Below are 24,020 nucleotides of genomic sequence, written 5' to 3' on the forward strand. Positions count from 1 at the left end.
TGTCCACCACTACACCGCCACCTCGAAGCCGCCGATCCAGCCCTGCATCGACACCATCAGCTCGTTCCACAACCCCGTGACCAGCAGGACGCCGAGCACGATCAGCATGACGCCGCCGGCGCGCATGACCGCCTGCTGGTGCTGACGCACCCACTGGAACCACCGGCTGGCCCGCTGGTAGGCCAGCGCCGCCAGCAGGAAGGGGATGCCCAGCCCCAGGCAGTACGCGAACGACAGCAGCGCGCCGCGCGCGGCGCTGGCCTCGGTGAACGCCAGCGCCTGCACGGCCGCCAGCGTCGGGCCCATGCACGGCGTCCAGCCGATGCCGAACACCGCGCCCAGCAGCGGCGCCCCGGCCAGCCCGACCGCCGGCCGCGCCTCCGTGCGCCAGTCGCGCGACAGCCCCGGCAGCCAGCCGGCGAACAGCAGGCCGAGCCCGATCGTCACGACGCCCAGCACCCGCATGATCGTCTCGCTGTGCTCCAGCAGCAGCGTCCCCAGCCCGCCGAAGAGCAGCCCGTACGAGACGAACACCACACTGAACCCGAGCACGAACAGCAGCACGCCCAGCACCAGCCGGCCGCGCCGCCCGGACGCCAGCTCCGCGCCGGACAGCCCGGTGACGTAGCCCAGGTAGCCCGGGACCAGCGGCAGCACACACGGCGACAGGAACGAGACGAGCCCGGCCAGCGCCGCCACCGGCACGGCCAGCGCCAGCGAACCGGTCAGGACGGTCTCGCCGAAGGAACTCACGATGTCTCAGCGGTGCCCTCCGGCGGGGGTGCCTCGGTTGCGACCTCGCGGACGAGGTCGGTCAGCGTCGTCTCGCCGAGCGGCCCGAGGACCCGGGCGGCGATGCGGCCCTCGCGGTCGATGACCAGCGTGCTCGGGATGGCCGCGGGCGGGATGGTGTCGCGGAACGCGAGCAACGCGTCGGCCTTGGGGTCGTAGATGCTCGGGTAGGTGATGCCGAACTCGTCCTCGAACTGCTGCGCCGGCCGCGTGCCGTTGGGCTCGCGCACGTTGACGCCGATGAATTGCACGCCCTCGGGTTCGAGGGTCTCGAAGGCGGCCTGCAGGTCCGGCGCCTCCTTGCGGCAGGGCGGGCACCACGAGCCCCAGATGTTCAGCACCACGACGTCGCCGAGCTGGTCGGCCAGCTGGAAGTCGCCGCCGTCGAGCAGCTCGCCGCCGAACTCCGGTGCGGTCTCGCGCTCGGCCGCCTCGTAGATGCTGATGGTGCCGTCGCCGGCGACGTAGCCGGCCTGGTTCGCGTTGTCGCTGCGCTCGACCTGGCCGTCGGAGCAGCCCGCGAGCAGCAGTGCCGCCGCGGCCGCCAGTAAGACCGTCCGGCGCATCACGCACCTGCCGAGAACGGCTTGCCGGACTGCGGCAGCAGGTCGCCGGCCGGCTCGCTGTAGGCGACCGAGACGATGGTGTCGTCCTCGTACGTGACGGTGGTGAGGCTGGCCAGCGCGCACTCGCGCCGCCGCGGGTCGTGCCAGAGCCGGCGGCCCTCGATGAAGCTGCGCACGGTCCAGATCGGCAGCTGGTGCGAGACCAGCACGGCCTCGTGGCCGGCGGCGTCGCGGCGGGCGTCGCTCATGGCGGCCAGCATGCGGTCGGCGATCTCGCGGTACGGCTCGCCCCACGACGGCTTGAACGGGTTACGCAGGCTGCGCCAGTGGCGGGGGTGGCGGATGGAACCGTCGCCGACGCCGAAGGTCAGGCCCTCGAAGACGTTGAGCGCCTCGAGCAGGCGGTCGTCGAGGCGGACCTCGAGGCCGAGCGCGTCGGCGAGCGGAGCGGCGGTCTCGCGGGCGCGGTCCAGCGGCGAGCTGACCAGCACCGCGACGTCGCGTTCGGCGACCGCGCCGGCGACCCGCTCGGCCATGGCCAGGCCGAGGTCGGACAGGTGGTAGCCGGGGAGCCGGCCGTAGAGCACCTTCGTCGGGTTGTGCACCTCGCCGTGGCGCAGCAGGTGCACTCGGGTCAGCTCGCTCATGCCGCCTCCGTCCCGGCCGCGGCAGCCGCGGCAGCCGCCGCGGGCAGCGCCTGCGCGATGCGGTCGACCGCGCGGCCGTCGTGGGCGGCGCTGACGAACCATGCTTCGAAGGCCGACGGCGGCAGGTACACGCCCGATTCCAGCAGTGAGTGGAAGAACGCGCCGAACCGCTTCGTGCTGGTGCGCTTGGCGGCGGCGAAGTCGGTGACCGGCGCGCCGTCGGGGGTGAAGAACACACTGAACAGGTTGCCGGCGTACTGGACGCGATGCGGCACGCCCGCGGCCGTCAGCGCCGCGCCGACGAGCCCGCCGACGCGCTGTGCCGTGGCGTCGAGATGCGCGTACACCTGGGCGTCGGCCAGCCGCAGCGTGACGAGGCCGGCCGTCGTCGCGACCGGGTTCCCCGACAGCGTGCCGGCCTGGTAGACCGGCCCGGCCGGCGCCAGCAGGCCCATGACCTCGGCCGACCCGCCGAACGCCGCGGCCGGGAAGCCGCCGCCCATGACCTTGCCGAACGTCGTGAGGTCGGCCGTGACGCCGTCGAGGCCGTGCCAGCCGGAGCGGGACACCCGGAAGCCGGTCATCACCTCGTCGAGGACGAGCAACGCGCCGTGCTCGTGGGCGGTGTCGCGGAGGAACGCGTTGAAGCCGTCGGCCGGTGCGACGGCGCCCATGTTGCCGGCGGCGGCCTCGGCGATGACGCAGGCGATCTGCTCGCCGTGCTCGGCGAACGCCGCCTTCACCGCGCCGGTGTCGTTGTACGGCACGACGATGGTGTCGCCCGCGCTGGCGCCCGTGACGCCGGGGGTGTCGGGCAGCGCGAACGTCGCCACGCCGCTGCCGGCCTGCGCCAGCAGGGCGTCGACGTGCCCGTGGTAGTGGCCGGCGAACTTCACGACCTTGCTGCGCCCGGTGGCGCCGCGGGCCAGCCGGATGGCGCTCATGGTGGCCTCGGTGCCGCTGGAGACCAGCCGGACCTGCTCGACGCTGGTGCGGGCGACGATCTCTTCGGCCAGCTCGACCTCGGGCTGGGTGGGCGTGCCGTACGACGTGCCCAGCGCGACCTGTGCGCGGACCGCCTCGACGACCGCCGGGTGGGCGTGGCCGAGGATCATCGGCCCCCACGAGCCGACGAGGTCGACGTACTCGCGGCCGTCGACGTCGTACAGGTAGGGTCCGGTGGCGCGCTGGATGAACCTGGGCGTTCCGCCCACCGCGCGGAACGCCCGCACCGGCGAGTTCACCCCGCCGGGCGTGACGGCCCGCGCGCGGTCGAAGAGCTCCGCACTGCGCGGCACGTCGTCGTTGGTCACCGCGTCATTCTCGCAAGCTGCACGATCAGGCCGGACGCCGCCCCCGCCCCTGGTGCGCACGGGTGGGCGGGGACGGCGTCAGGCTCGCGTCGTCAGCGGCCGACGGCCTCTTCGACCCGCTTGCCGAGGGTCTCGTCGACGCTGCGCCAGTAGGCGAAGACGCGCTGGCGCAGCTCGTCGTTCTTCACCTGGCCGACGTGGCCGGCGATGTTGCCGACCAGCCGGTCGCGGGCGGCGTCGTCGAGGACCTCGCGGACCATCGTGCCGGCCTGGCCGAAGTCGTCGTCCTCGGCGTGCAGGGTGGCGGCGGCGCGCACCAGCTCGCCGTCGGACTCCCAGCCGGCGTCGCCGACCAGCGACGGCTCGGCCGCCGGGCCACCGTGGCTGTTGGGCGCGTAGACCGGCCGGTTCGCCGCGGCGAAGTCGAACCGCATGGCGCCGTCCTTGGAGTACGAGTGGACCTCGTTCTTCGGCGCGTTGACCGGCAGCTGGTTGTAGTTGGTGCCGATGCGGTACCGGTGCGCGTCGGCGTAGGAGAAGATGCGGCCGAGCAGCATCTTGTCCGGGCTGGCGGCGATGCCGGGCACGAAGTTGCTCGGCTCGAACGCGGCCTGCTCGATCTGCGCGAAGTAGTTCTCCGGGTTGCGGTCCAGCCGCAGCGTGCCGACCTTGATCAGCGGGAAGTCGCCCTTCGGCCACACCTTGGTGAGGTCGAACGGGTTGAACCGGTAGCTCGCGGCGTCGGCGTACGGCATGACCTGCACGTGCACCGTCCACGACGGCGCGTCGCCGCGGGCGATGGCGTCGTAGAGGTCGCGGATGTGGTGGTCGGCGTCCTCACCGGCGATGCGGTCGGCGTCGGCCTGCGTCAGGAACTCGTGGCCCTGGTCGGTGCGGAAGTGGTACTTCACCCAGAACCGCTCGCCGCCGGCGTTGATCCACTGGTACGTGTGCGAGCCGAAGCCGTCCATATTGCGCCAGGTGCGCGGCAGGCCGCGGTCGCCCATCAGCCAGGTCACCTGGTGCGCGCTCTCCGGCGACAGCGTCCAGAAATCCCACTGCATGTCGTGGTCGCGCAGGTGCGAGCCCGGCAGCCGCTTCTGCGAGCGGATGAAGTCGGGGAACTTGATGGTGTCGCGCAGGAAGAACACCGGGGTGTTGTTGCCGACGAGGTCGTAGTTGCCCTCGGGCGAGTAGAACTTCAGCGCGAAGCCGCGCGGGTCGCGCCAGGTGTCGGGGCTGCCCTGCTCGCCGGCGACGGACGAGAACCGCGCCAGCGCCTCGGTGCGGGCACCCGGCTGGAACAGCGCCGCCTTGGTGAACTGGCTGACGTCCTCGGTGACCTCGAGGACGCCGAACGCGCCGCCGCCCTTGGCGTGCACCACCCGCTCCGGCACGCGCTCGCGGTTGAACTGGGCCAGCTTTTCGACCAGGTAGTGGTCGTGCAGCACGATCGGCCCGTCCGGCCCGACCGTCTGCGAGTGGGCGTCGCTGGCGACCGGGGCGCCGGAGTTGGTGGTCGTGTGCGGCGTAGAGCTCATGTAATCTCCTCGTTCGCTGGTTTGCAGTCGGGGCAGAGCCCCCAGAAGGTCACCTCGGCCTCGTCGAGCACGAAGCCGTGCGTGTGCGCCGGCGCCAGACACGGCGCCGCCCCGGGGCAGTCGACGTCGACGATGACGCCGCAGCCCCGGCAGATCAGGTGGTGGTGGTTGTCGCCTACCCGCGTCTCGTACCGCGCGGTGGACCCGGCCGGCTCCATGCGGCGCAGCAGCCCGGCCTCGGTCAGCGCGTGCAGCACGTCGTAGACGGCCTGGGTGGAGACGGCGCCGAGCGAGGCCCGGACATGCCGCGCGACGGTGTCGGCGTCGGCGTGCGACTCGCGCTCCAACGCGACGAGGACGCCCACGCGGGGCGCGGTGACCCGCAGCCCGGCCGCCCGCAACCGCGAAGCCGCGTCATCACGCAGTTTCTCCCCCTGACGCCCGGCGGCGGGCCGCAGTAGCCCTTCCTCGTCGGTGGCCATAACCCGATCCTCTGACGCTTTCTGGAATGAGTCAAGTAAGCGTCCGATTCCAGGCGTTTGTCCTCCTGGTCTAGGGGAACGACTCCGGTGCGGAGGTGACGCGGTGTCGACGACCCTGGTTCCCGTGGCCCATCGGACCGTCTCGATCGACGGTCTGGAGATCTTCTACCGCGAGGCCGGGCCGCCGGACGCGCCGGTGTTCCTGCTGCCGCACGGCTACCCGTCGTCGTCGTTCCAGTACCGCGGCTTCATGGCCGCGCTCGGCGACCGGTGGCGGCTGGTCGCGCCGGACTATCCGGCCTTCGGCTACAGCTCGCAGCCGCCCCGGACGGAGTTCGACTACACCTTCGCCGGCTACGCCGACGTGCTCGACGCGTTCCTGGCGAAGCTGGGCATCGAGCGGTTCGCGCTGTACCTGTTCGACTACGGATCGCAGGTCGGCCTCCAGCTGGCGATGCGGCGGCCTGAGCGCGTCGCCGCCCTGGTCATCCAGAACGGCGACGCCTACGAGCACACGCTCGGCCCGAAGTACGAGCTGCTGCGCCGCTACTGGGCGGCGCCGACGCCGGAGCTGCGGGCCCGGCTGGAGGAGGCGGTCACCGAGCAGGGCCTGCGCGAGGAGGTCCAGGGCGAGGTGCCGCCGCACGTCGTCGAGCGCATCTCACCGGACCTGTGGCAGCAGGCCTGGGCCCGGATGCGGGAGCCGGAGAACCGGGCGATCATGGTCGACCTGTTCGCCCAGATCCAGGACAGCGTGGCCCTGTTCCCGGCATACCAGGCGTACCTGCGCGAACACCGGCCGCCGACACTGATCGTGTGGGGACCGCACGACGGCTACATGCCGGCCGAGGCGGCGCATGCCTACCTCGCCGACCTGCCCGACGCCGAGCTGCACGTGCTGCCCGACGCCGGCCACTGGCTGATCGAGACGCACCTGGGCGACCTGGTGCGGCTGACCCGCGACTTCCTCGCGCGGGTGCATCGCTGAGCTCAGTGGGCAGCGCGCAGCCAGTGGGCGGCCTCGACCGCCCAGTAGGAGAGGACGATGTCGGCGCCGGCCCGGCGGATGGACGTCAGCGTCTCCAGAACGGCGCGGTCGCGGTCGATCCAGCCGCGCTCGGCGGCGGCCTGGATCATCGCGTACTCGCCGGAGATCTGGTAGGCGGCGACGGGGACGTCGACGACGTCGCGGACGCGGGCGAGCACGTCGAGGTAGGACATCGCCGGCTTGACCATGACCATGTCGGCGCCCTCGTCGATGTCGAGGGCGGTCTCGCGCAGCGCCTCGAGCCCGTTGGCGGGGTCCTGCTGGTACGTCTTGCGGTCGCCGACCAGCGACGACTCGACGGCGTCGCGGAACGGGCCGTAGAGGGCCGACGCGTACTTGACCGCGTAGGCGAGGATGGCGACGTCGGTGTACCCGGCCGCGTCGAGCGCGGACCGCGCGGCCCCGACCTGGCCGTCCATCATGCCGCTCGGCCCGACGACGTGGACGCCGGCCTCGGCCTGGGCGACGGCCATGCGGCCGTAGACCTCGAGCGTCGCGTCGTTGTCGACGGAGCCGTCGGGGGCCAGCACTCCGCAGTGGCCGTGGTCGGTGAACTCGTCGATGCAGAGGTCGGCCATGACGACGGTGGCGTCACCGACCTCGGCGACGACCTCGCGGATGGCGGCGTTGAGCGGCCCCTTGGGGTCGACGCCGCCGGAGCCGGTGGCGTCCTTCCGCGACGGGATCGCGAACAGCATCAGCCCGCCGACCCCGGCCTCGGCCGCCTCCAGCGACGCCTTGCGCAGCGACTCCATGGTGTGCTGCACGACGCCGGGCATGGACGGGATCGGCCGCGGCTCGGTGGCGCCCTCGCGGACGAACATCGGCAGCACCAGGTGCCGCGGCTCCAACGACGTCTCGGCGACCAGCCGCCGCATGGCCGGCGTGGTGCGCAACCGCCGCGGCCGGATCTCCGGATACCCCATGGTGCGTATCTTCCCCTATTGGGCGTTCTTGCGCCGGGCGGATGCCCGGCGCCGCTGCGACGGCTTGAGCACCGGCTCGCCCGCCTCGACCATCGCCACCCGCCGGGTCAGGCCGAACTGCGCGAGCGCCTCGGCCAGCGCCTCGATCGACGGCTCAGGCGCGAGGACGTCGACCCGCAGGCCGTGCTCCTCAGCGGTCTTCGCGGTCTGCGGCCCGATGCAGGCGACGACGGTCGACGCGTGCGGCTTGCCGGCGATGCCGACGAGGTTGCGCACCGTCGACGACGACGTGAAGGCGACCGCGTCGAACTTGCCGGTCTTGATCGCGTCGCGGGTCTCGGCCGGCGGCGGCGCGGCGCGCACCGTGCGGTACGCGGTGACGTCGTCGACCTCCCAGCCCATCTCCGTCAGCCCGGCCGCCAGCGTCTCCGTCGCGATGTCGGCCCGCGGCAGGAACACCCGGTTGATCGGGTCGAGCACCTCGTCGTACGGCGGCCAGTCGTTCAGCAGCCCTACGGCGGACTGCTCGCCGGACGGGACGAGGTCGGGCTCGATGCCCCACGACCGCAGCGCCTCGGCGGTCTTCTCGCCCACCGCCGCGACCTTGAGGCCGGACAGCGCGCGAGCGTCGAGACCGTACGCCGTCAGCTTCTCCTTGACCGCCCGTAGCGCGTTGACCGAGGTGAACGCGATCCACTCGTAGCGGCCCTCGACCATGCCGCGGACGGCCTTGTCGATCTGCTGCGGGTTGCGCGGCGGCTCGACGGAGATCGTGGGGACCTCCTCGGGCACGGCGCCGGACCGGCGCAGCGCGACCGACAACGCGCCGGCCTGCTCCTTGGTGCGCGGCACCAGGACCCGCCAGCCGAACAGCGCCTTGGTCTCGAACCACGAGAGGGTGTCGCGGTGCTCGATGGCGTCGCCGACGATGACGACGTACGGCCCCTCGAGCTTGGCCGCGCGAGCGTCGGCCGCGACGCCGCTGAGCGTCGACACGACGGTCTGCTGCTCGACGGTGCTGCCGGACGTCACGACGGCGACCGGCGTGGACGGCACCCGGCCGGCGTCGACGAGCGCGTCGGCGAGGTGGCCGAGCTGCTCGGTGACGCCGGTCAGCAGGACGGTGTCGGCCGTACAGGACCGCAGGTCGATCTTGCCGCCGACGTCGAAGATCTCGACGCTGCGGCGACGGCCGGTGACCAGCGGGATACCGGCATGCGTGGCGACGGACGTGGCCGTGGCGACGCCCGCGACCACCTCGAACGGGATGCCGGCCTTGGCGCAGGCGAGCGCTTCGTCGGCACCGGTGGCGTGGGTGAACGGGTCGCCGCCGAGCAGGCGCACGACGCGCCGGCCCCCCTTGGCGACCTGGACGACACGACGCCCGCGCGCGGGCGCGGTCAGGGTGACGCCTTCATCGTCGACGCTGACGTCGACGATCTCGACTATGCCGGGTGCGTACGCGAGCATCATGCGGTGCGCCGGGTCGTCGATGACGACGACGTCGGCCCCACCGAGCACCTCGACCGCCCGTAGGGTGAGCAGTCCCGGATCGCCGGGACCGGCGCCGACGAACGCGACGCCACCTTCATCGGCGCGCTTCTGCGCACCTCGCGGAGTGGTCACGTGTCTATTCCTCCTTCGACGCCGGCCCAGCGGCGTCGACGACTGCCCCGGCCCCGTCGGCGAGAAGCTCGTGCGCGAGGTCGCGCCCGATCTGCTCCGCCCCCCCGAGGGGTCCGGTGGCTGACTTGCGGATACTCACCGAGCCGTCGCGTGCTGCCACGACGGCCCGGATGTACAGCTCGAGGCCACTTTCGCCCTCCGCCGCCTCGGCGTAGGCGCCCACGGGCGCCGTACAACCGGCCTCGAGCACGGCGAGAAGGGTCCGTTCTGCGGTGACCGCCGCCCTGGTGGCGGGGTCGTCGAGCGCGCCCAGCGTCTGGACGAGCTCGGTGTCGGCAGCGCGGCACTCGATGCCGAGCGCGCCCTGTCCCGGTGCGGGCAGGACCTGCATCGGGTCGAGCACTTCGGTGACGGAGTCCAGCCGGCCCAGCCGCGCGAGCCCGGCCCGGGCCAGCACGACGCCGTCGAGCGTGCCGTCGGCGACCTTGCCCAGCCGGGTGTCGACGTTGCCGCGCAGGCCGACGATCTCGATGCCCAGCCCGAGCGCCCGGATCTGGGCCTCGCGCCGCGGCGACCCGGTGCCGACGCGCGCGCCGACCGGGAGATCGGACAGCTTGTAGCCGTCGCGGGCGCACAGCACGTCGCGCGGGTCCTCGCGCTCGGGGACCGCGGCCAGCACCAGGCCGTCGGCGGGTGCGGTCGGGAGGTCCTTGAGCGAGTGGACGGCGAGGTCGACCCGGCCGTCGAGCAGAGCCTCACGCAGCGCCGTGACGAACACGCCGGTGCCGCCGATGGTGTCCAGCGGCGCCATGGACACGTCGCCCTTGGTGGTGATCTCGACCAGCTCGACCTCGTGCCCGAGCGCGCTCAGGCGGTCGCGGACGTAGCCGGCCTGGACCAGCGCGAGGGCGCTGCGCCGGGTGCCCAGCCGCAGCGGGGTGGTCGTCATGTCGGCACCGTCCCGTCGGGCTTGGCGACGGCGTCGATGGAGCGGCGGTCGAGGGCGAACAGCTCGCGCAGCGCGGCCTCGTAGGAGGCGCCGTCGGGCTGCGCGGCCAGCTCCTTGACCCGCACCGTCGGCTGGTGCAGCAGCTTGTCGACCACGCGGCGCACCGTGCGGGCGACCTCGGCGCGGGTTCGCTCGTCGAGGTCGGGCAGCCGGCTCGTCATGCGGCTGAGCTCGGCGTCGACGACGTCGTCGGCCATGCTGCGCAGCGCGACGACGGTCGGCGCCACCTGGGCGGCGCGGCGCGCGGTGGCGAACGCGGCCACCTCGTCGGTGACGATCGAGCGGACGGCGGAGACGTCGCCGGCCATGGTGCGGGCGTCGGCGACGTCTTCGTCGGCGGCCTCGCTCAGGCGGGCGAGGTCGGCCAGCACGACGCCGGGGAGGTCGGCCACGCCGGCGTCGACGTCACGCGGCAACGCGAGGTCGACGATGCCCAGCGGCCGCCCGCCGCGCTCGGCGACCGCCGCCTCGACCGTCTCGTACGGGAGCACCACGCCGGCCGCGCCGGTGCAGGAGATGACGAGGTCGACCTCGCGCAGCACCCGCGGCAGCGCCGTCATCGGGACCGCCCGGCCGCCGACCGCGTCGGCCACCCGGGCGCCGTTCTCGCGCGTGCGGTTGGCGACGACGACGTCGACGCCCTCGCGCTGCAGCGTGGCCGCGGCCAGCGACGCCATCGAGCCAGCGCCGACGACCAGCGCCGACGTGCCGGGCAGCAGCTCGCGCCAGGACGCGCCGGCGACCCGGCCGGACGACCAGCCCTCGGCCGCGACCGCGGGCAGCACCCGAGCCAGCCCGAGCGTCACCAGCGAGCGGCCGGCGGCGTCGATGCCGGTCTCGGCGTGCGCGCGCTTGCCGACCCGCAGCGCCGTCTGGAACAGCTCCGTCAGCACCCGGCCGGTGGCGCCGGAGGTCTGCGCGAGCCGGTACGCGTCACGCACCTGGCCGAGGATCTGCGTCTCGCCGACCACCATGGAGTCGAGGCCGCTGACCACGTGGAACAGGTGCGACACCGCGCGGTCGCCGTAGTGCACGTAGAGGTACGGCGTGAGCAACTCGATCGGCGCGCCGGTGTGCTGCGACAGCAGGGCGCTGGCCTCGTCGATGCCGCCGTGGAACGTGGCGGTGTCGAGGTACAGCTCCAGCCGGTTGCAGGTGGCGACGACCACCGCCTCGGCGATCTGGTGCGACGACGGGACCTCGTCGAGCAGCTTCGCGACCGCCGCGCGGTCCAGCGCGACGCTCTCGAGCACCTCGACCGGCGCACTTCGATGTGACACGCCGATGGCCAGCACGCTCATCCGTTCACCGCCTCGGCCAGCTCGGCCGCCTGCTCGGCGGTCAGGGCCAGCGCGGCGCCGTTCTTGCGCTGTTCGTGGTAGGCGAGGATCTGCAGCTCGGTGGAGAGGTCGACCTTGCGGAGGTCGACGCCCTCGGGCACCTGCACGATGGCCGGTGCAAAGTTGAGGATGCTGGTGACCCCGGCCGCGACCAGGCGGTCGCAGACCAGTTGAGCGGCCCGGGCCGGCGTGGCGACGACGCCGATGGCGATGCCGAGGTCTTGAACGATCTGCTCGAGCTCGTCGGCGTGCCGGACGTTGAGCCCGGCGACCTCTTCGCCCAGCCGGCTGGGGTCGGCGTCGACGAGCGCGGCGATGCGGAAGCCCCGCGACGCGAACCCGCCGTAGTTGGCCAGCGCGTGGCCCAGGTTGCCGATGCCGACGATGACGACCGCCCAGTCGGTGGTGAGGCCGATCTCGCGGGTGATCTGGTGGCGCAGGAAGTCGACCTCGTAGCCGACCCCGCGGGTGCCGTAGGAGCCCAGGTAGGAGAGGTCTTTGCGCAGCTTGGCGGAGTTCACTCCGGCCGACGCGGCCAGCTCTTCGGACGAGACCGTGGCGACGCCCCGCTCGGCCAGATTGGTGAGCGCCCGCAGGTAGAGCGGCAACCGCGCGACCGTCGCCTCCGGCACGCCGCGCTGCGTTGCTGCGGCTGGTGTCGGCGTGGACGACGGACGGCTGTTTCGGGTCACGACACTCCCCGGTCGGCCGGCGCGGAAGGCGACATCCGGGGGCCGGGTGACGGACCCGAACCGGCAAGACTTACGATGCGCCCCAGCCTAGACGCTTGTGAACGTGTGCACAAAGTTGCTGTTCTGGGCTGGATGTTCTATAAGGCGCCGGTGAGAGCGCGGCGCAGCCGGTCGGCGTCGACCCGCCAGAAGTCGTGCTGAGCGCCGTCGACGAACGTGACGGGGATCTGCTCGCCGTAGCGCCGCTCCAGCTCCGGGTCGTCGACGATGCTCTGTTCGGCCCAGCCGACGCCCAGCTCGGCGCAGACGGTTTCGACGACGACGCGGGCGTCCTCACACAGGTGGCAGCCCGGCCGGCCGAGCAGCAGCACCCGCGGCGATTCGCTCATGGAGAGTCCCCTTCCGCGTGCTTTTGCAATGAGCACCAATACGCACCGGTGCGTATACGTGCTCATTGCAAAGGCCACCGTACGTCCTGCCGCAGGATGCCTTGCCGGGCGTCGGGGTGGACGATGCGCCGTTACTCTTGGCGACCATGCCGGGTTTGCGCTTGCGCAGGGAACGGACCGGGGCCGCGTCGGAACGGGCGAGGGCCGACGTCGCGGCCAGCACCGCCGAGGCGATCGCCGGCATCGAGCTGCCGTCCGACGCCCGGGCGGCCGCCTTCTTCGACCTGGACAACACCGTCCTGCGCGGCGCCTCGCTGTTCTATCTGGCCCGCGGGATGTACCAGCGCGGGCTGCTGCGCACCAGCGACATCCTCCGGTTCGGCCGCCAGCAGCTGCAGTTCGCCCTCGGCGCCGAGGACCCGGACCACATCGTCGAGGCGCGGGCGGCGGCGCTGTCGTTCATCGCCGGCCGGTCGGTCGAGGAGCTGTCGCGCGTCGGCGAGGAGATCTTCGAGCAGCTGATGGCCGACAAGCTCTGGCCCGGCACGCAGGCGATCGCGCAGCTGCACATCGACCAGGGCCAGCGGGTGTGGCTCGTGACGGCGGCGCCGGTCGAGGTGGCGACGATCATCGCCCGGCGGCTCGGCCTGACCGGCGCGCTGGGCACCGTCGCCGAGCACGTCGACGGCTACTACACCGGCCGGCTGGTGGGCGACCTGTTGCACGGCGCGGACAAGGCGGCGGCGGTGACGTCGCTGGCCGTGCGCGAGGGCCTGGACCTGCGCCGCTGCTCGGCCTACAGCGACTCCGCCAACGACATCCCGATGCTCTCGCTGGTCGGCTTCCCGTGCGCGGTCAACCCGGACCGCAAGCTGCGCCGTCACGCCCGCAAACGCGGCTGGCGGATCCGCGACTACCGGGCCCGGCGGCGCAACACCACGCTGGGCATCGCGGCCGGCACGGGTGCCGTCGCCGGCGCCGCGGTCGGGATCGTCGCCGCCCGCAAACGCCGCTAACCCGCCTCGCTCCCGCCAGGTGCCGCCACCAACCGCGGACCGTGCCGAGCCTGCAGCGCGCGGACCGCTCGACGACAGCCGAGGGCGGCGGGGCGGAGGATGCGGAGCCGGCGTCAAGAGCGCACGCGGCATGCTTCACCGCCGCGAAGCGGAGCCGGCGCAGCATCCTCCGCCCCGCCGCCCGGCCGCAACCACTAGCCGAAGGCGGGGCCGCGCAGCTCCAACAGCTCGGTGAGCGTCGCCTGGATGGTGTCGCGCACCTGGTCGGTCAGCTCGAACACCACCATGGGGTCGTCGGCCGCGCCGGGCGGGTAGTCGTCAGTGCGGATGGGCTCGCCGAACTCGATGATCCACTTCGACGGCAGCGGCACCAGCCCGAGCAGCCCGAGCCACGGGAACGTCGGCGTCAGCGGGAAGTACGGCAGCCCGAGCAGCCGGGCCAGCGACTCGGCGTTGCCGATCATCGGGTAGATCTCTTCGGCGCCGACGATCGAGCACGGGATGATCGGCGCCTTCGTGCGCAACGCCGCCGACACGAACCCGCCGCGGCCGAACCGCTGCAGCTTGTAGCGCTGCGAGAACGGCTTGCCGACGCCCTTGAAGCCCTCGGGCCAGACGCCGACCAGCTCGCCGCCGCCGAGCAGCGCCTCGACGTCCTCGTTGCAGGCCAGCGTGGTGCCGCTCTTGCGGGCGAGGTCGGCGACCACCGGCAGCTGGAAGACCAGCGTGGCGCCGAGGGCGCGCAGGTGCCGGGCCTTCGGATGGGTGTCGTGGACGGCCAGCTGGGTCATCAGGGAGTCGACCGGCAGCGTGCCGGAGTGGTTCGCCGCCACCAGCGCCGCACCGGTGTCGGGGATGTTCTCGATGCCGCGCACCTCGACCCGGAACCAGTGCTTGTACAGCGGGCGCAGCGCCGGGAGCAGAACGGACTCGGTCAGCTCGGGGTCGAACCCGAACGGGTCGACCTCGAACTCGCCCGTCAGCCGGCGCCCGGCGAACGCGACCAGCTGGTCCAGCCGATCGCCGTCGACGCCCAGGCGGTCGCGCAGCGCCCGGCCGGCCGCCGACGCGACGCGGTCCAGCAGGCCGGGCAGCGGGCTATCGGCCACGGGGGTCCTCCCCGGTCAGGACCTCGCGGACGGTGTGCTCGACGGCGCGGATGCGGTCGCGGTCGAGCAGCCCGCCGCGGGTGCGCGCGTCGGCGAACGCGTCGAACGTCGCGACCGTGTTGTAGACGGGGTCGAACTTCAGCTGGGTGCGCATGCGGGTGGTGTCGACGCCGCGGCCGTAGGTGAGGAACCGCACCAGCGCGGAGTCCATGTCGACGATGCCGCTGCGCTTCAGGATGCCGCCGACGAACGGCGAGCCCAGCGTCGGCAGCGGCAGCCCAGGCCGGCCGGCTCGCCGCAGCGCCTGGCTGAGCACCATGAACCCGTCGCCGGCCACGTTGAAGATGCCCGGCCGGTGCTCGACCGTCGCCAGCCGCAGCGCCTCGACGCAGTCCTGCTCGTGCACCAGCTGGAAGCGCGGGTCGCGGCCCAGCACGACCGGCACCAGCGGCAGCACGAAGTACTCGGACAGGCCGGTGCGGATCTCCGGGCCCAGCACATTCGCGAACCGCAGGATCGTCACGCCGACGTCGGGGCGGCGCCGTGAGAAGCCGCGCACGTACGCCTCGACCTCGCCGGCGTCCTTCTCGTAGCCACGCCGCGAGTGCGCCCCCGCCACCATGTCCTCGGCGAACAGCGCCGGCGCCTGCGGCCCCGACCCGTACACCGTCGTGGACGACTTCACCACGACCTTGCGCACCGACGTCGAGCGCTGGCACGCCGCCAGCAGCTGCATGGTGCCGATGACGTTGATCTCCTTCTGCGGCGTGCGGCCGCCGGCGTCGGCGCGCGTGGCCAGGATGTTCATGTGCACGACGGTGTCGGGCGCGACGCGGTCGATCGCGCGCCCGATGTCGGACGTGCGGATGTCGGCGCGCACGAACTCCGCGCCCCCGATGCTCTGCGTGGGTTCGAGGAGATCGACGCCGACGACGCGGCTCACCCCGGCCTCGGCCGAGAGGCGCTCAGCCAGCCGGGCGCCCAGATACCGGGCGACCCCCACCACCATGACAACCCTGGACACTCGTGTCCCGCTCTCCCCTAAGCACGGCCGCGCAAGACACCACTCTCGCACGGCCGCCGGAGTGACTTACTTGCCCATGCGGCGACGCTGCACGCGCGTACGGCGCAGGAGCTTGCGGTGCTTCTTCTTCGCCATCCGCTTGCGGCGCTTCTTGATCACAGAGCCCACGGGGCACCCTCACTCGCACGTCGATTGACCGCGCGACAGCCGCGCGACCGGCCAAGCCTACCCGGCTGACCGGGGGCGTCGTCCAATCGGCCTGTACCCCTTAACCGGCTTCCATCCCGCGGACGTACGACTCGCGCAAGTACTCGTGCACCGCGCTCTCCGGGATGCGGAACGACCGGCCCACCTGGACCGCCGGCAACGTGCCCGCGTGGACGAGGCGATACACCGTCATCTTCGACACCCTCATCGCCGTCGCCACCTCGGCGACAGTGAGGAACCGCACCTCTCCGAGTGGTGCCTCGGGCCCGTTGGTCGTCATTGCTTGATGGTAGTGGCGGATGTGACGGATGGGAAAGGGGGATCGAGAAGTGAATCGGATCGTGGGACGGATTGGTCCTGTCTCGTGACCTTTGCGGCGCCCCGCCGCTGCCGGCGTCGTCAGTAGGTGGGGTCGAGGGCGTGCGCCGGGAAGACGGCCGTCCGGGTCGCGTGGATCGCCTGGTCCAGCGGGTCGGCGGGGTCGTAGCCGGTGGACCAGTCGGAGTGCGTCGGCCGGGCGCCGTCGGTCATGCGCAGCGGCGCCGTCTGGTGGTAGCGGGCCTCGATGTGGGCGCGCCAGCCGGACGGCGTCTCGGTCTCCGGCGGAAGCGGGCGCTCCGCCGCGATGGCCAGGAGGTGGGTCCAGGCCCGAGGGACGACCTCGATGAGGGCGTAGCCGCCACCACCGGTCGCGACCCAGCGGCCGTCACAGAGCTCGTGGGCGAGGTCGTGCAGCAGCCGGTAGGACTCGCGCTGGCCGTCGACCGTCAGCGCCAGGTGCGCCAGCGGGTCCTCGAGGTGGCTGTCGCAGCCGTGCTGGCTGACCAGGATCTGCGGCCGCCACGCTCGCAGCAGGGGCGGGACGACGGCGTGGAAGGCGCGCAGCCAGCCGGCGTCGGACGTGCCCGGCGGGAGAGCGACGTTGACGGCGCTGCCCTCGGCGCCCGGCCCGCCGGTCTCGCTCGGGTAGCCGGTGCCCGGGAACAGCGTCCGCGGCGTCTCGTGCAGGCTGATGGTCAGCACCCGCGGGTCGTCGTAGAAGACGGTCTGGACGCCGTCACCGTGATGGACGTCGACGTCGACGTACGCGACCCGCTCGGCGCCGGCGTCGAGCAGTGCCCTGATGCCCAGCGCGGGGTCGTTGTAGACGCAGAACCCGGACGCGCTGGCCGGCATCGCGTGGTGCAGCCCGCCCGCCACGTTGACCCCGTGCAGCGCCGCCCCCGACCACACCGCCCGCGCCGCCGCGATCGTCCCGCCCGCCACCAGCGCGCTGGCCTCGTGCATGCCGGCGAAGCACGGGTCGTCGGTGGTGCCGAGGCCGTGCACGAGGTCGACGGTGTCGGGGTCGGCGCTGGCGGCCTTGACGGCGTCGAGGTAGCCGGCGGTGTGCACCGTCCGCAGCGTGGCGTCGTCGGCGAGATCGGGCGCCTCGACGTGCACGCCGTCGCCGCCGAGGACGCCCAGCTCGCGGGCCAGCCGGATGGTGAGGTCGACGCGGACCGGGTTCAGCGGGTGCCCGGGGCCGAAGTCGTAGCCGGTCAGGGCGTCGGACCAGGCGACGTGCACCGTGTGCATGGTGGCGTCAGCCCGACTCGCCGGACGCCAGCGCGCGGGAGCGGTCGCGGGCGGCCTCCATGGCGGCGAGGACGTCGGCGCGGACCTTGCCGTCGTCGAGCTTGCGCAGCGCCGCCGCCGTCGTGCCGCCGGGCGAGGTGACCCGCTCGCGCAGCACGCTCGGGTGCTCGCCGGTATCGCGCAGCAGCTGGGCCGAGCCGGCCAGCGTCTGCACCACGAGCTCCGTGGCGGTGGCGCGCGGCAGGCCCAGGTGGACGCCGCCCTCGATCATCGCCTCGACCAGGTAGAACACGTACGCCGGGCCGGAGCCGGAGACGGCGGTGACGGCGTCCTGCAGTTTCTCCGGGACGCGGGCCACCCGGCCGGTGGAGCGCAGCAGGTCCTCGGCCTCGCGCAAGTGCGTCTCGTCGCTGTTCGCACCGGCCGAGATGGCGGCCATGCCCTCGCCGACCAGCGCCGGAGTGTTCGGCATGACCCGCACGACGGCGACGCCGCCGGGCAGCCGCGCCTCGACGAACGCCGTCGTGATGCCGGCCGCCAGCGACACGAACAGCTGCCCGGGCCGGGCCGAGACCGCGACCTCGTCGAGCAGCGGCCCGACGTCGTGCGGCTTCACCACGAGCAGGACGGTGTCAGCGCGCTTCACGGCCTCGGCGTTGTCGAGCACCTCGACGCCGTACCGCTCGGTCAGCTCCGCCGCGCGGTCGGACCGCTTCTCGCCGACCAGCACGTCGGAGACGGGCCGGCCGCCCTGCAGGATGCCGGAGAGCAGCGCCTCACCCATCACGCCGGCGCCGAGGATCGCCACGGTCATTTGGAGCTCGCCACCGATCGCAGGAGGAATCCGAGGTTGGCCGGCCGGTCGGCCAGCCGGCGGACCAGGTAGGCGTACCACTCAGGTCCGTAGGGGACGTACACCCGGACCCGCTCGCCGGCCCGGACCAGCCGGACCTGCTCGCGCGAGCGCAGGCCGTAGAGCATCTGGTACTCGTAGCTGCCCTGCTCGCGCCGGTGCCGGGCGGCCAGCGACCCGGCGATCTCGACCAGCCGGGGGTCGTGCGTGGCGATCATCGGGTAGCCGTCGCCGGCGAACAGCACCTTCATGCAGCGCACGTACGAGCGGTCGACGTCGCCGCGGTCGCGGAAGGCGACGCTCTCGGGCTCGTCGTAGGCGCCCTTGCACAGCCGCACCCGCGAGCCCTCGTGGGCGAGGTCGCGGCAGTCGGCCTCGGTGCGCTTGAGCTGGGCCTGCAGCACCACGCCGACGCTGGGGAAGTCGGTGCGCAGGTCGCGCAGGACGTCCAGCGTGGCGTCGGTGGTGGTGTGGTCCTCCATGTCCAGCGTCACCGTGGTGGCGGCGTCGGCGGCCGCCTGGCAGATCTGCTGCGCGTTCTCGAGCGCGATGGCCGGGCCGTCGGCCGGCAGCGCCTGCCCGACCGCCGACAGCCGCACCGACACCTCGACGTCGGTGGTCAGCTCGGCCTTCTCGAGCGCCTCGAGCAGTGCGACGTAGACCTGCGCGATGCGCGTGGCCTGGGCGCGGTCGTGGGTGTCCTCGCCCAGGTGGTCGATGGTGACCGCAAGACCCTCACCGGTCAGCTCGCCGGCCACCCGCACGACGTCGCTCTGCTCCGGGCCGGCGACGTAACGCGCGACGACGCCGCGGGCCAGCGGGAGACGCTCGACCGTGTGCCGCAGCCGCTCGCTCCGCGACGCGCCCAGCAGGGCCGAACGAAATATCATCCGGGCTGGCGCCAGACCCTGCGGTCGGCTACCAACCTTCCCCAATGCCAATGCGGTGCCCTCTCCTCGCGGTAGCCGGACTCCGCCAGGGTACGGCACCTGAGGTCACGGAGTGCGGCGACGCAGCGTGGCCGCGCCGAGCGCCAGCAGCGCCACCGAGAACCCCAGCACGACGCCGATCTGGCCCCACACCTCCGGGTCGGTGTTGGCCTGGACCTCGCTCATCGCGTCGACGGCGTACGACAGCGGCAGCACGTCGGAGATCGCCTCGAGGACGTCCGGCAGCTGGTCGCGCGGCACCAGCAGCCCGCAGAGCAGGAACTGCGGGAGGATCAGCGCCGGCATGAACTGGACCACCTGGAACTCCGTCGACGCGAACGCGCTGACGAACAGCCCGAGCGCCACGCCCAGCAGCGCGTCGAACACCGCGACGGCGATGAGCAGCCAGGCCGGCCCGGCGGTGTCCATGTCGAGCAGACCGATCGCCACCGACGCGGTGATGAGCGCCTGCAGCAGCGCGACCGACCCGAACGCCAGCGCGTAGCCGGCCAGGAAGTCGAACTTGCCGGTCGGCATCGACAGCAGCCGCTCCAGCGTCCCGGACGTCCGCTCACGCAGCGTCGCGATCGACGTCACGAGGAACATCACCAGGAACGGGAAGATCGCCAGCAGCGCCGGCCCGATCCGGTCGAACAGCGCGCCGCCGTCGTAGACCCACCAGAGCAGCGACAGCAGCAGGCTCGGGACCACCAGCATCAGCGCGATGGTGCGCGGGTCGTGCCGCAGCTGGGTCAGCACCCGTGCGGCCGTGGCCAGGGTGATCCGCGGGGTCATGACGCCACCTCCTGCTCGGCCTTCTCCACCAGTTCCAAGAACGCGCCCTCGGCGTCGGCCGCGCCCGTGCGGGCCAGCAGCGCCGGCAGCGTGTCGTCGGCCAGCAGCCGGCCCTCGCGGAGCAGAATCAGCCGCTCGCACCGCTCGGCCTCGTCCATCACGTGGCTCGACACCAGCAGCGTGACGCCGTCCTGGGCGAGCCGGTTGAACAGCTCCCACAGCTGCACGCGCAGCACCGGGTCCAGCCCGACCGTCGGCTCGTCCAGGACCAGCACCTCCGGCGTCCCGAGCAGCGCCGTCGCCAGCGACACCCGCGACTCCTGCCCGCCGGACAGCCGGCCCACCAGGTGGTCGGCCCGCGAGCCGAGGTCGACCTGCTCGATCGCGCGGTCGACGTCGCTCATCGGCGCGCCGAGGACGCGAGCGTAGTAGCGCAGGTTCTGGCGGACGGTGAGGTCGGCGTAGATGCTCGGCGCCTGGGTCACGTAGGCGACGCGGTCGCGCAAGCTCTTGTCGCCGGCGGGGCGGCCGAGGACGTCGACGGTCCCGCCGGCCACCTTCTGGACGCCGACGACGGCCCGCATGAGCGTCGACTTGCCGGAGCCCGACGGGCCGAGCAGGCCGGTCAGGCTGCCGGCGCGGATGTCCAGATCGAAGTCGTCGAGGACGGTGACGGGACCGCGCACGACCCGCAGCCCGCGGATCCGTACGGCAGAATTCATCATGTGTTGAATAATGCGGCCGTGAGCGAGCCGCCGTCAAGCGGCGGGCGGGTTTCGGGGTGAGCTAGTCCTGCTCGAAGGCGCCGTCGTAGTACCGCTGCAGCACCGGCGCGACCAGCGCCACCAGCTCCTCGTCGGACACCGACGCCATCGGCTCCAGCTTGACCACGTAGCGGATGATCGCGATGCCGATCATGTGCGACACCATCGCCTCGGCCCGCAGCGCGCCGTCGGGCACGCCCTCGAAGGCGACCAGGACGCGGCCGAGCAGCGCCCGGGTGACGAACTGGCGCAGCAGCCGGGCGGCGGTCTCGTGCTGCAGGGCCGAGCGGAGCAGCGCGAGCATCGGCGCGCGCCCGGACGGCTGACCCCACACGCTCAGGAACGTGCGCATGGCCCGCTCGCCGACACCCGCATCGCCGCTGTCGTCCGCGATCGCGTCGGCGATGACGGCCGGGTCGAACGGGATCTCCATCGCGACCAGGAACAGCTTCTCCTTGGTCCCGAAGTAGTGGTGGACGAGCGCAGGGTCGACGCCGGCGGCGGCCGCGATGGCGCGCACGCTGGCGCCGTCGTAACCGCGCTCGCCGAACACCTCGCGAGCGGCGGCCAGGATCTCGCCCTTGGTGTCCGGTGCGCCGCGACGCCGCCCGGACCGCGCCCTCAGAACCTTTCCCACAATTCCGGCATCCTATCCACGAACTCGGCCGGCCGCCCACTGCCGCCGTGCCTATACGGCTGACATGTGCCCTGTTGTCGCATTCTTTCGGCGATGTACGAGAAGTGTCGAAAACTCGGACGAAATAGTCCGGCACCACCACGAAACGCCTGAACAGGAGGGTGTGCGGCACTTGGTCACATCAATCGGGTGACTCTCCGACAACACACTTGACATAGCTCGCCCGCCAGTCAAAGCTTTCGTGCTGATGCGCATCAATGCACCATCCGACCGCAAGACAACGCGTGATCAAGGAGTATTCTGGTGAAGAACGTACTGCGCGGCGCCCTCGTCGCTGGTGTGGCGTTCGCAGCCTCCATGGGCATCGGGGCCACGGCCTCCGCGGCTCCGGAGGTTCCGGGTGCCGACTCCCTTCCGGAGATCGACATCCTGAACAACGCCTGCATCCTGCCCTGGTTCTGGCAGGGCCCGGTCAACTTCATGGTCGAGGACCAGTACGGCTCGTACTCGGCCTGTAACGGTGCGGCCGAGGACGGCGAAGGCAGCGGCATCGGCAACAACGCCTGCATCCTGCCCTGGTTCTGGCAGGGTCCGTTCAACGTCCTGCTGGGCAGCCAGGCCGGCGACTACGCGGCCTGCAACGGCTCGGAGGAGATCCCGGCCGACGTCCAGGAGCAGCTGCAGAGCATGCTGCCCGAGGGTGTCGCTCCCGAGGACCTCACCGAGAGCGAGCTGCTGGAGCTGCTCCCCGAGGGCACGCAGCTGCTGCCGCAGGGCTGAGCGTCCTGAGCTGAGGGCACGGGGCGGAGATTGCCAGTTCTCCTGCGGCAATCTCCCCCGTGCTGCTCGGTGTTGTACGACGACTCGCGTCGAGGGCGACCGCCCTCGGCGCCTTTCGTGGTTCCCGGCGTCGATCCTGGCGCCGGGACTCAGCCCGCCGAGCCACCGCGGGCGACCAGTTCCGCCGTCCCGTCGGCGCCCACCGCGAACGCCGTCTGCACGGAGGCGGCGAGGTTGAGCCGGGTGAAGGCCAGCGCCTCGGCGAGGTCGGCCTCGCGCTCGGCCGTGTTGCGCGCCCGCCGCGTGCTGACCTCGAGGATCACCGACCCGGACCACTCGATGCGGGCCAGCCGCTCCAGCACCGCCGAGCACGGCTGATTGCCGCGGCCGGGGATCAGGTGCTCGTCGCGCGACGAGCCGGTGCCGTCAGTCATGTGCAGGTGGGCCAGGCGGTCGCCGATCGCTTCGGACATCTTCAGCGAGTCCATGCCGGCGACGGCCGCGTGCGAGAGGTCGAGCGTGATGTGCTCGTACGCCTCGTCGGTGGGGTCCCAGTCGGGCGCGTAGGCGGCCACCTCACGGCCGGCCGCCCGCCACGGGTACATGTTCTCCACCGCGACGGCGATGCCGAACTCCTCCTCGAGCCGGGCCACCAGCTCGACGAAGCCGCGCGCGTACTCGCGCTGCCACCGGAACGGCGGATGCACGACGACGGTCGACGCGCCCAGGCGGCGGGCCGCCTCGAGCGACTTCGTCAGCCGCACCGTGGGATCGGGCGACCACACGCGCTGGGTGATGAGCAGGCACGGCGCGTGCACGGACAGCACCGGCATGCCGTACCGCTCGGCCAGGCTCTCGATCTGGTCGATGTCCTGGCTGACCGGATCGGTCCACACCATCACCTCGACGCCGTCGTAGCCGAGCTCCGCGGCCATCTCGAACGCCGTGGCGGCCCCCTGCGGGTAGGTGGCGGCGGTGGACAGCCCCACGGGCGACTCGGGGACCCGTAGTACCCCGGAGGCACTCTGGCGCAGTTCGGACACGCTCTCAAGGGTAAGCCGCCGGGCCACGCGCCGGCGCCGGGCTCGGCTCACGACTCGGGCGCGAACTCCCAGTGCCAGGGCTCCGGCGTGCTGCCGCTGGGCCGGGCCCAGTCGGGGTTGTCCCAGCCGAAGTCGCCGGCGTTGTCGTCGAGCCAGGCGTAGAGCTCGCCGCCGAAGGAGTTGGCGCCGCAGCCGACGTCCACGGCGAGGCCCCAGCCGTGCTGGCTGGTGCCGGGCTCGGCGGCCAGGCCGGGCTTGCGGTCGGCGACGTCGACCTGAGCCTCGTAGCTGCGGTACGAGTCGGTGACGCACTCGATGAGGCCCTCGCCGGTCTCGGCCCGGTAGAACGCGTCGAGCGCGACGAACGAGGCGGCGGCATCGGGGCGCAGCTGCTGGCCGCTGCCGATGCCGCACAGGTGATCGGAGCCGAGCTCGCCGTTGCCGATGTCGTCGTCGGGGATGGTGGCGTCGCAGCCGGCCACCGGCGGGAAGCCGGCCGGGGTCGGCGTGGGCGTCGGCACCGGCGCGACGGCCGTGGGCGCCGGGGCGGGCGCGGCGGTCACCGGGGCCGACGGGGTGGGCGCCGGCGTGGCGGACGGGGTGCCGACGCTGCCGGCCAGCGGCGACGGGGCGCCGTTGTCACCGCGGTCGGGGCCGGCCGCGGCGTCCTCGCGCAGCTCGCCGACGTCGAACGGGGCGGGCGAGAGCGAGGCGATGGCGGCCGTCGGGGCCGGGGCGGCCGTGAGCGTCGTGGCGCCGACGGCGGCGCCGGCGGCCGCGCCCACCCCCGCGAAGGGCAGAGCGAGCCGGCGGAGGCGGGCAGAGTGGCGCCGCTTGTGACGAGCGTTGGGCACGAGCGGCGGTCCTCCGGGAGATCACGAGACGATAACGGCCAGATGACTCTAACCCGATTC

27 protein-coding genes are annotated in these 24,020 nt (G+C 72.7%); 3 read left to right on the forward strand and 24 right to left on the reverse strand.

Annotated elements, in window-relative coordinates:
- Nucleotides 1–9 precede the first annotated feature (9 nt).
- The 6 genes from BLV05_RS00395 to BLV05_RS00420 form a co-directional block, all read right to left on the reverse strand.
- A complete protein-coding gene (locus tag BLV05_RS00395; RefSeq protein ID WP_046768258.1) occupies nucleotides 10–756 on the reverse strand; it encodes a cytochrome c biogenesis CcdA family protein in 747 nt (248 codons plus the stop codon).
- A complete protein-coding gene (locus BLV05_RS00400; protein WP_046768259.1) occupies nucleotides 750–1,358 on the reverse strand; it encodes a TlpA family protein disulfide reductase in 609 nt (202 codons plus the stop codon). The genes BLV05_RS00395 and BLV05_RS00400 overlap by 7 nt, the downstream gene beginning before the upstream one ends.
- Nucleotides 1,358–2,005 (reverse strand): histidine phosphatase family protein, encoded by a 648-nt coding sequence (locus tag BLV05_RS00405; protein WP_046768260.1) that lies wholly within the window; start codon nucleotides 2,003–2,005, stop codon nucleotides 1,358–1,360. Before BLV05_RS00405 ends, BLV05_RS00400 begins: the two co-directional genes overlap by 1 nt.
- On the reverse strand, nucleotides 2,002–3,318 hold the full coding sequence (hemL, locus tag BLV05_RS00410; RefSeq protein WP_046768261.1) for a glutamate-1-semialdehyde 2,1-aminomutase: 1,317 nt from the start codon (nucleotides 3,316–3,318) through the stop codon (nucleotides 2,002–2,004). Before hemL ends, BLV05_RS00405 begins: the two co-directional genes overlap by 4 nt.
- Before the next feature lie 92 nt (nucleotides 3,319–3,410).
- Nucleotides 3,411–4,859, reverse strand: coding sequence for a catalase (locus tag BLV05_RS00415; RefSeq protein ID WP_046768262.1), 1,449 nt, complete (start codon nucleotides 4,857–4,859; stop codon nucleotides 3,411–3,413).
- Complete coding sequence (locus BLV05_RS00420) at nucleotides 4,856–5,341, reverse strand: Fur family transcriptional regulator (protein ID WP_082155149.1); 486 nt, start codon at nucleotides 5,339–5,341, stop codon at nucleotides 4,856–4,858. The genes BLV05_RS00415 and BLV05_RS00420 overlap by 4 nt, the downstream gene beginning before the upstream one ends.
- Nucleotides 5,342–5,456: 115 nt before the next feature.
- Between BLV05_RS00420 and BLV05_RS00425 the strand changes: the two genes are divergently transcribed.
- Complete coding sequence (locus BLV05_RS00425) at nucleotides 5,457–6,329, forward strand: alpha/beta fold hydrolase (protein ID WP_152690710.1); 873 nt, start codon at nucleotides 5,457–5,459, stop codon at nucleotides 6,327–6,329.
- A 2-nt stretch (nucleotides 6,330–6,331) separates the two neighbouring features.
- On the opposite strand, the gene hemB is transcribed toward BLV05_RS00425, so the two are convergent.
- From hemB to BLV05_RS00455, 6 genes are all read right to left on the reverse strand, one after another.
- The gene (hemB, locus tag BLV05_RS00430; protein ID WP_046768264.1) at nucleotides 6,332–7,315 is read right to left on the reverse strand and encodes a porphobilinogen synthase; all 984 of its coding nucleotides are present in this window, start codon (nucleotides 7,313–7,315) and stop codon (nucleotides 6,332–6,334) included.
- A gap of 15 nt (nucleotides 7,316–7,330) precedes the next feature.
- Nucleotides 7,331–8,941: a bifunctional uroporphyrinogen-III C-methyltransferase/uroporphyrinogen-III synthase gene (locus BLV05_RS00435; RefSeq protein WP_046768265.1), complete on the reverse strand. Its 1,611-nt coding sequence runs from the start codon at nucleotides 8,939–8,941 to the stop codon at nucleotides 7,331–7,333.
- Between the two features lie 4 nt (nucleotides 8,942–8,945).
- Entirely contained in the window at nucleotides 8,946–9,890 is a 945-nt protein-coding gene (gene hemC / locus BLV05_RS00440) for a hydroxymethylbilane synthase (protein ID WP_046768266.1), read from the reverse strand.
- Entirely contained in the window at nucleotides 9,887–11,251 is a 1,365-nt protein-coding gene (locus BLV05_RS00445; RefSeq protein ID WP_046768267.1) for a glutamyl-tRNA reductase, read from the reverse strand. Before BLV05_RS00445 ends, hemC begins: the two co-directional genes overlap by 4 nt.
- Nucleotides 11,248–11,982 carry a redox-sensing transcriptional repressor Rex gene (locus BLV05_RS00450; RefSeq protein ID WP_046768268.1) on the reverse strand — a complete coding sequence of 245 codons (735 nt, stop codon included), beginning with the start codon at nucleotides 11,980–11,982 and terminating at the stop codon, nucleotides 11,248–11,250. Before BLV05_RS00450 ends, BLV05_RS00445 begins: the two co-directional genes overlap by 4 nt.
- A gap of 137 nt (nucleotides 11,983–12,119) precedes the next feature.
- Complete coding sequence (locus tag BLV05_RS00455; RefSeq protein ID WP_046768269.1) at nucleotides 12,120–12,371, reverse strand: glutaredoxin family protein; 252 nt, start codon at nucleotides 12,369–12,371, stop codon at nucleotides 12,120–12,122.
- A 146-nt stretch (nucleotides 12,372–12,517) separates the two neighbouring features.
- Here BLV05_RS00455 and BLV05_RS00460 point away from each other — a divergent pair, with 146 nt between their 5' ends.
- Entirely contained in the window at nucleotides 12,518–13,387 is an 870-nt protein-coding gene (locus BLV05_RS00460; protein WP_052762382.1) for an HAD family hydrolase, read from the forward strand.
- 194 nt (nucleotides 13,388–13,581) lie between these two features.
- Here BLV05_RS00460 and BLV05_RS00465 read toward each other — a convergent pair whose 3' ends face one another.
- The 10 genes from BLV05_RS00465 to BLV05_RS38070 form a co-directional block, all read right to left on the reverse strand.
- Nucleotides 13,582–14,436: a lysophospholipid acyltransferase family protein gene (locus BLV05_RS00465; protein WP_046768380.1), complete on the reverse strand. Its 855-nt coding sequence runs from the start codon at nucleotides 14,434–14,436 to the stop codon at nucleotides 13,582–13,584.
- Between the two features lie 49 nt (nucleotides 14,437–14,485).
- Nucleotides 14,486–15,505 carry an NAD-dependent epimerase/dehydratase family protein gene (locus BLV05_RS00470; protein WP_046768270.1) on the reverse strand — a complete coding sequence of 340 codons (1,020 nt, stop codon included), beginning with the start codon at nucleotides 15,503–15,505 and terminating at the stop codon, nucleotides 14,486–14,488.
- An 81-nt stretch (nucleotides 15,506–15,586) separates the two neighbouring features.
- Nucleotides 15,587–15,688, reverse strand: coding sequence for a 30S ribosomal protein bS22 (locus tag BLV05_RS00475; protein ID WP_074946526.1), 102 nt, complete (start codon nucleotides 15,686–15,688; stop codon nucleotides 15,587–15,589).
- Between the two features lie 100 nt (nucleotides 15,689–15,788).
- Entirely contained in the window at nucleotides 15,789–16,007 is a 219-nt protein-coding gene (locus tag BLV05_RS00480; protein WP_046768271.1) for a helix-turn-helix domain-containing protein, read from the reverse strand.
- A gap of 119 nt (nucleotides 16,008–16,126) precedes the next feature.
- On the reverse strand, nucleotides 16,127–17,305 hold the full coding sequence (locus tag BLV05_RS00485) for an acetoin utilization protein AcuC (RefSeq protein ID WP_046768272.1): 1,179 nt from the start codon (nucleotides 17,303–17,305) through the stop codon (nucleotides 16,127–16,129).
- Nucleotides 17,306–17,312: 7 nt separating this feature from the next.
- Complete coding sequence (gene proC, locus BLV05_RS00490) at nucleotides 17,313–18,119, reverse strand: pyrroline-5-carboxylate reductase (protein WP_046768273.1); 807 nt, start codon at nucleotides 18,117–18,119, stop codon at nucleotides 17,313–17,315.
- Nucleotides 18,116–19,045, reverse strand: a complete 930-nt coding sequence (locus BLV05_RS00495; RefSeq protein ID WP_046768381.1) for a proline dehydrogenase family protein — start codon at nucleotides 19,043–19,045, stop codon at nucleotides 18,116–18,118. The genes proC and BLV05_RS00495 overlap by 4 nt, the downstream gene beginning before the upstream one ends.
- Nucleotides 19,046–19,153: 108 nt before the next feature.
- Complete coding sequence (locus tag BLV05_RS00500) at nucleotides 19,154–19,882, reverse strand: ABC transporter permease (RefSeq protein ID WP_046768274.1); 729 nt, start codon at nucleotides 19,880–19,882, stop codon at nucleotides 19,154–19,156.
- Nucleotides 19,879–20,607 (reverse strand): ABC transporter ATP-binding protein, encoded by a 729-nt coding sequence (locus tag BLV05_RS00505; protein ID WP_046768275.1) that lies wholly within the window; start codon nucleotides 20,605–20,607, stop codon nucleotides 19,879–19,881. Before BLV05_RS00505 ends, BLV05_RS00500 begins: the two co-directional genes overlap by 4 nt.
- Before the next feature lie 61 nt (nucleotides 20,608–20,668).
- Nucleotides 20,669–21,286, reverse strand: a complete 618-nt coding sequence (locus tag BLV05_RS38070) for a TetR/AcrR family transcriptional regulator (RefSeq protein ID WP_407716993.1) — start codon at nucleotides 21,284–21,286, stop codon at nucleotides 20,669–20,671.
- 300 nt (nucleotides 21,287–21,586) lie between these two features.
- Between BLV05_RS38070 and BLV05_RS00515 the strand changes: the two genes are divergently transcribed.
- Entirely contained in the window at nucleotides 21,587–22,063 is a 477-nt protein-coding gene (locus BLV05_RS00515; protein WP_052762359.1) for a hypothetical protein, read from the forward strand.
- Nucleotides 22,064–22,212: 149 nt separating this feature from the next.
- On the opposite strand, the gene BLV05_RS00520 is transcribed toward BLV05_RS00515, so the two are convergent.
- Nucleotides 22,213–23,106 carry a sugar phosphate isomerase/epimerase family protein gene (locus BLV05_RS00520; RefSeq protein ID WP_231948680.1) on the reverse strand — a complete coding sequence of 298 codons (894 nt, stop codon included), beginning with the start codon at nucleotides 23,104–23,106 and terminating at the stop codon, nucleotides 22,213–22,215.
- 47 nt (nucleotides 23,107–23,153) lie between these two features.
- Nucleotides 23,154–23,960 carry a M15 family metallopeptidase gene (locus tag BLV05_RS00525; protein WP_082155151.1) on the reverse strand — a complete coding sequence of 269 codons (807 nt, stop codon included), beginning with the start codon at nucleotides 23,958–23,960 and terminating at the stop codon, nucleotides 23,154–23,156.
- Between the last annotated feature and the right edge of the window lie 60 nt (nucleotides 23,961–24,020).

This window comes from Jiangella alkaliphila (genome assembly GCF_900105925.1).
Lineage (GTDB): Bacteria > Actinomycetota > Actinomycetes > Jiangellales > Jiangellaceae > Jiangella > Jiangella alkaliphila.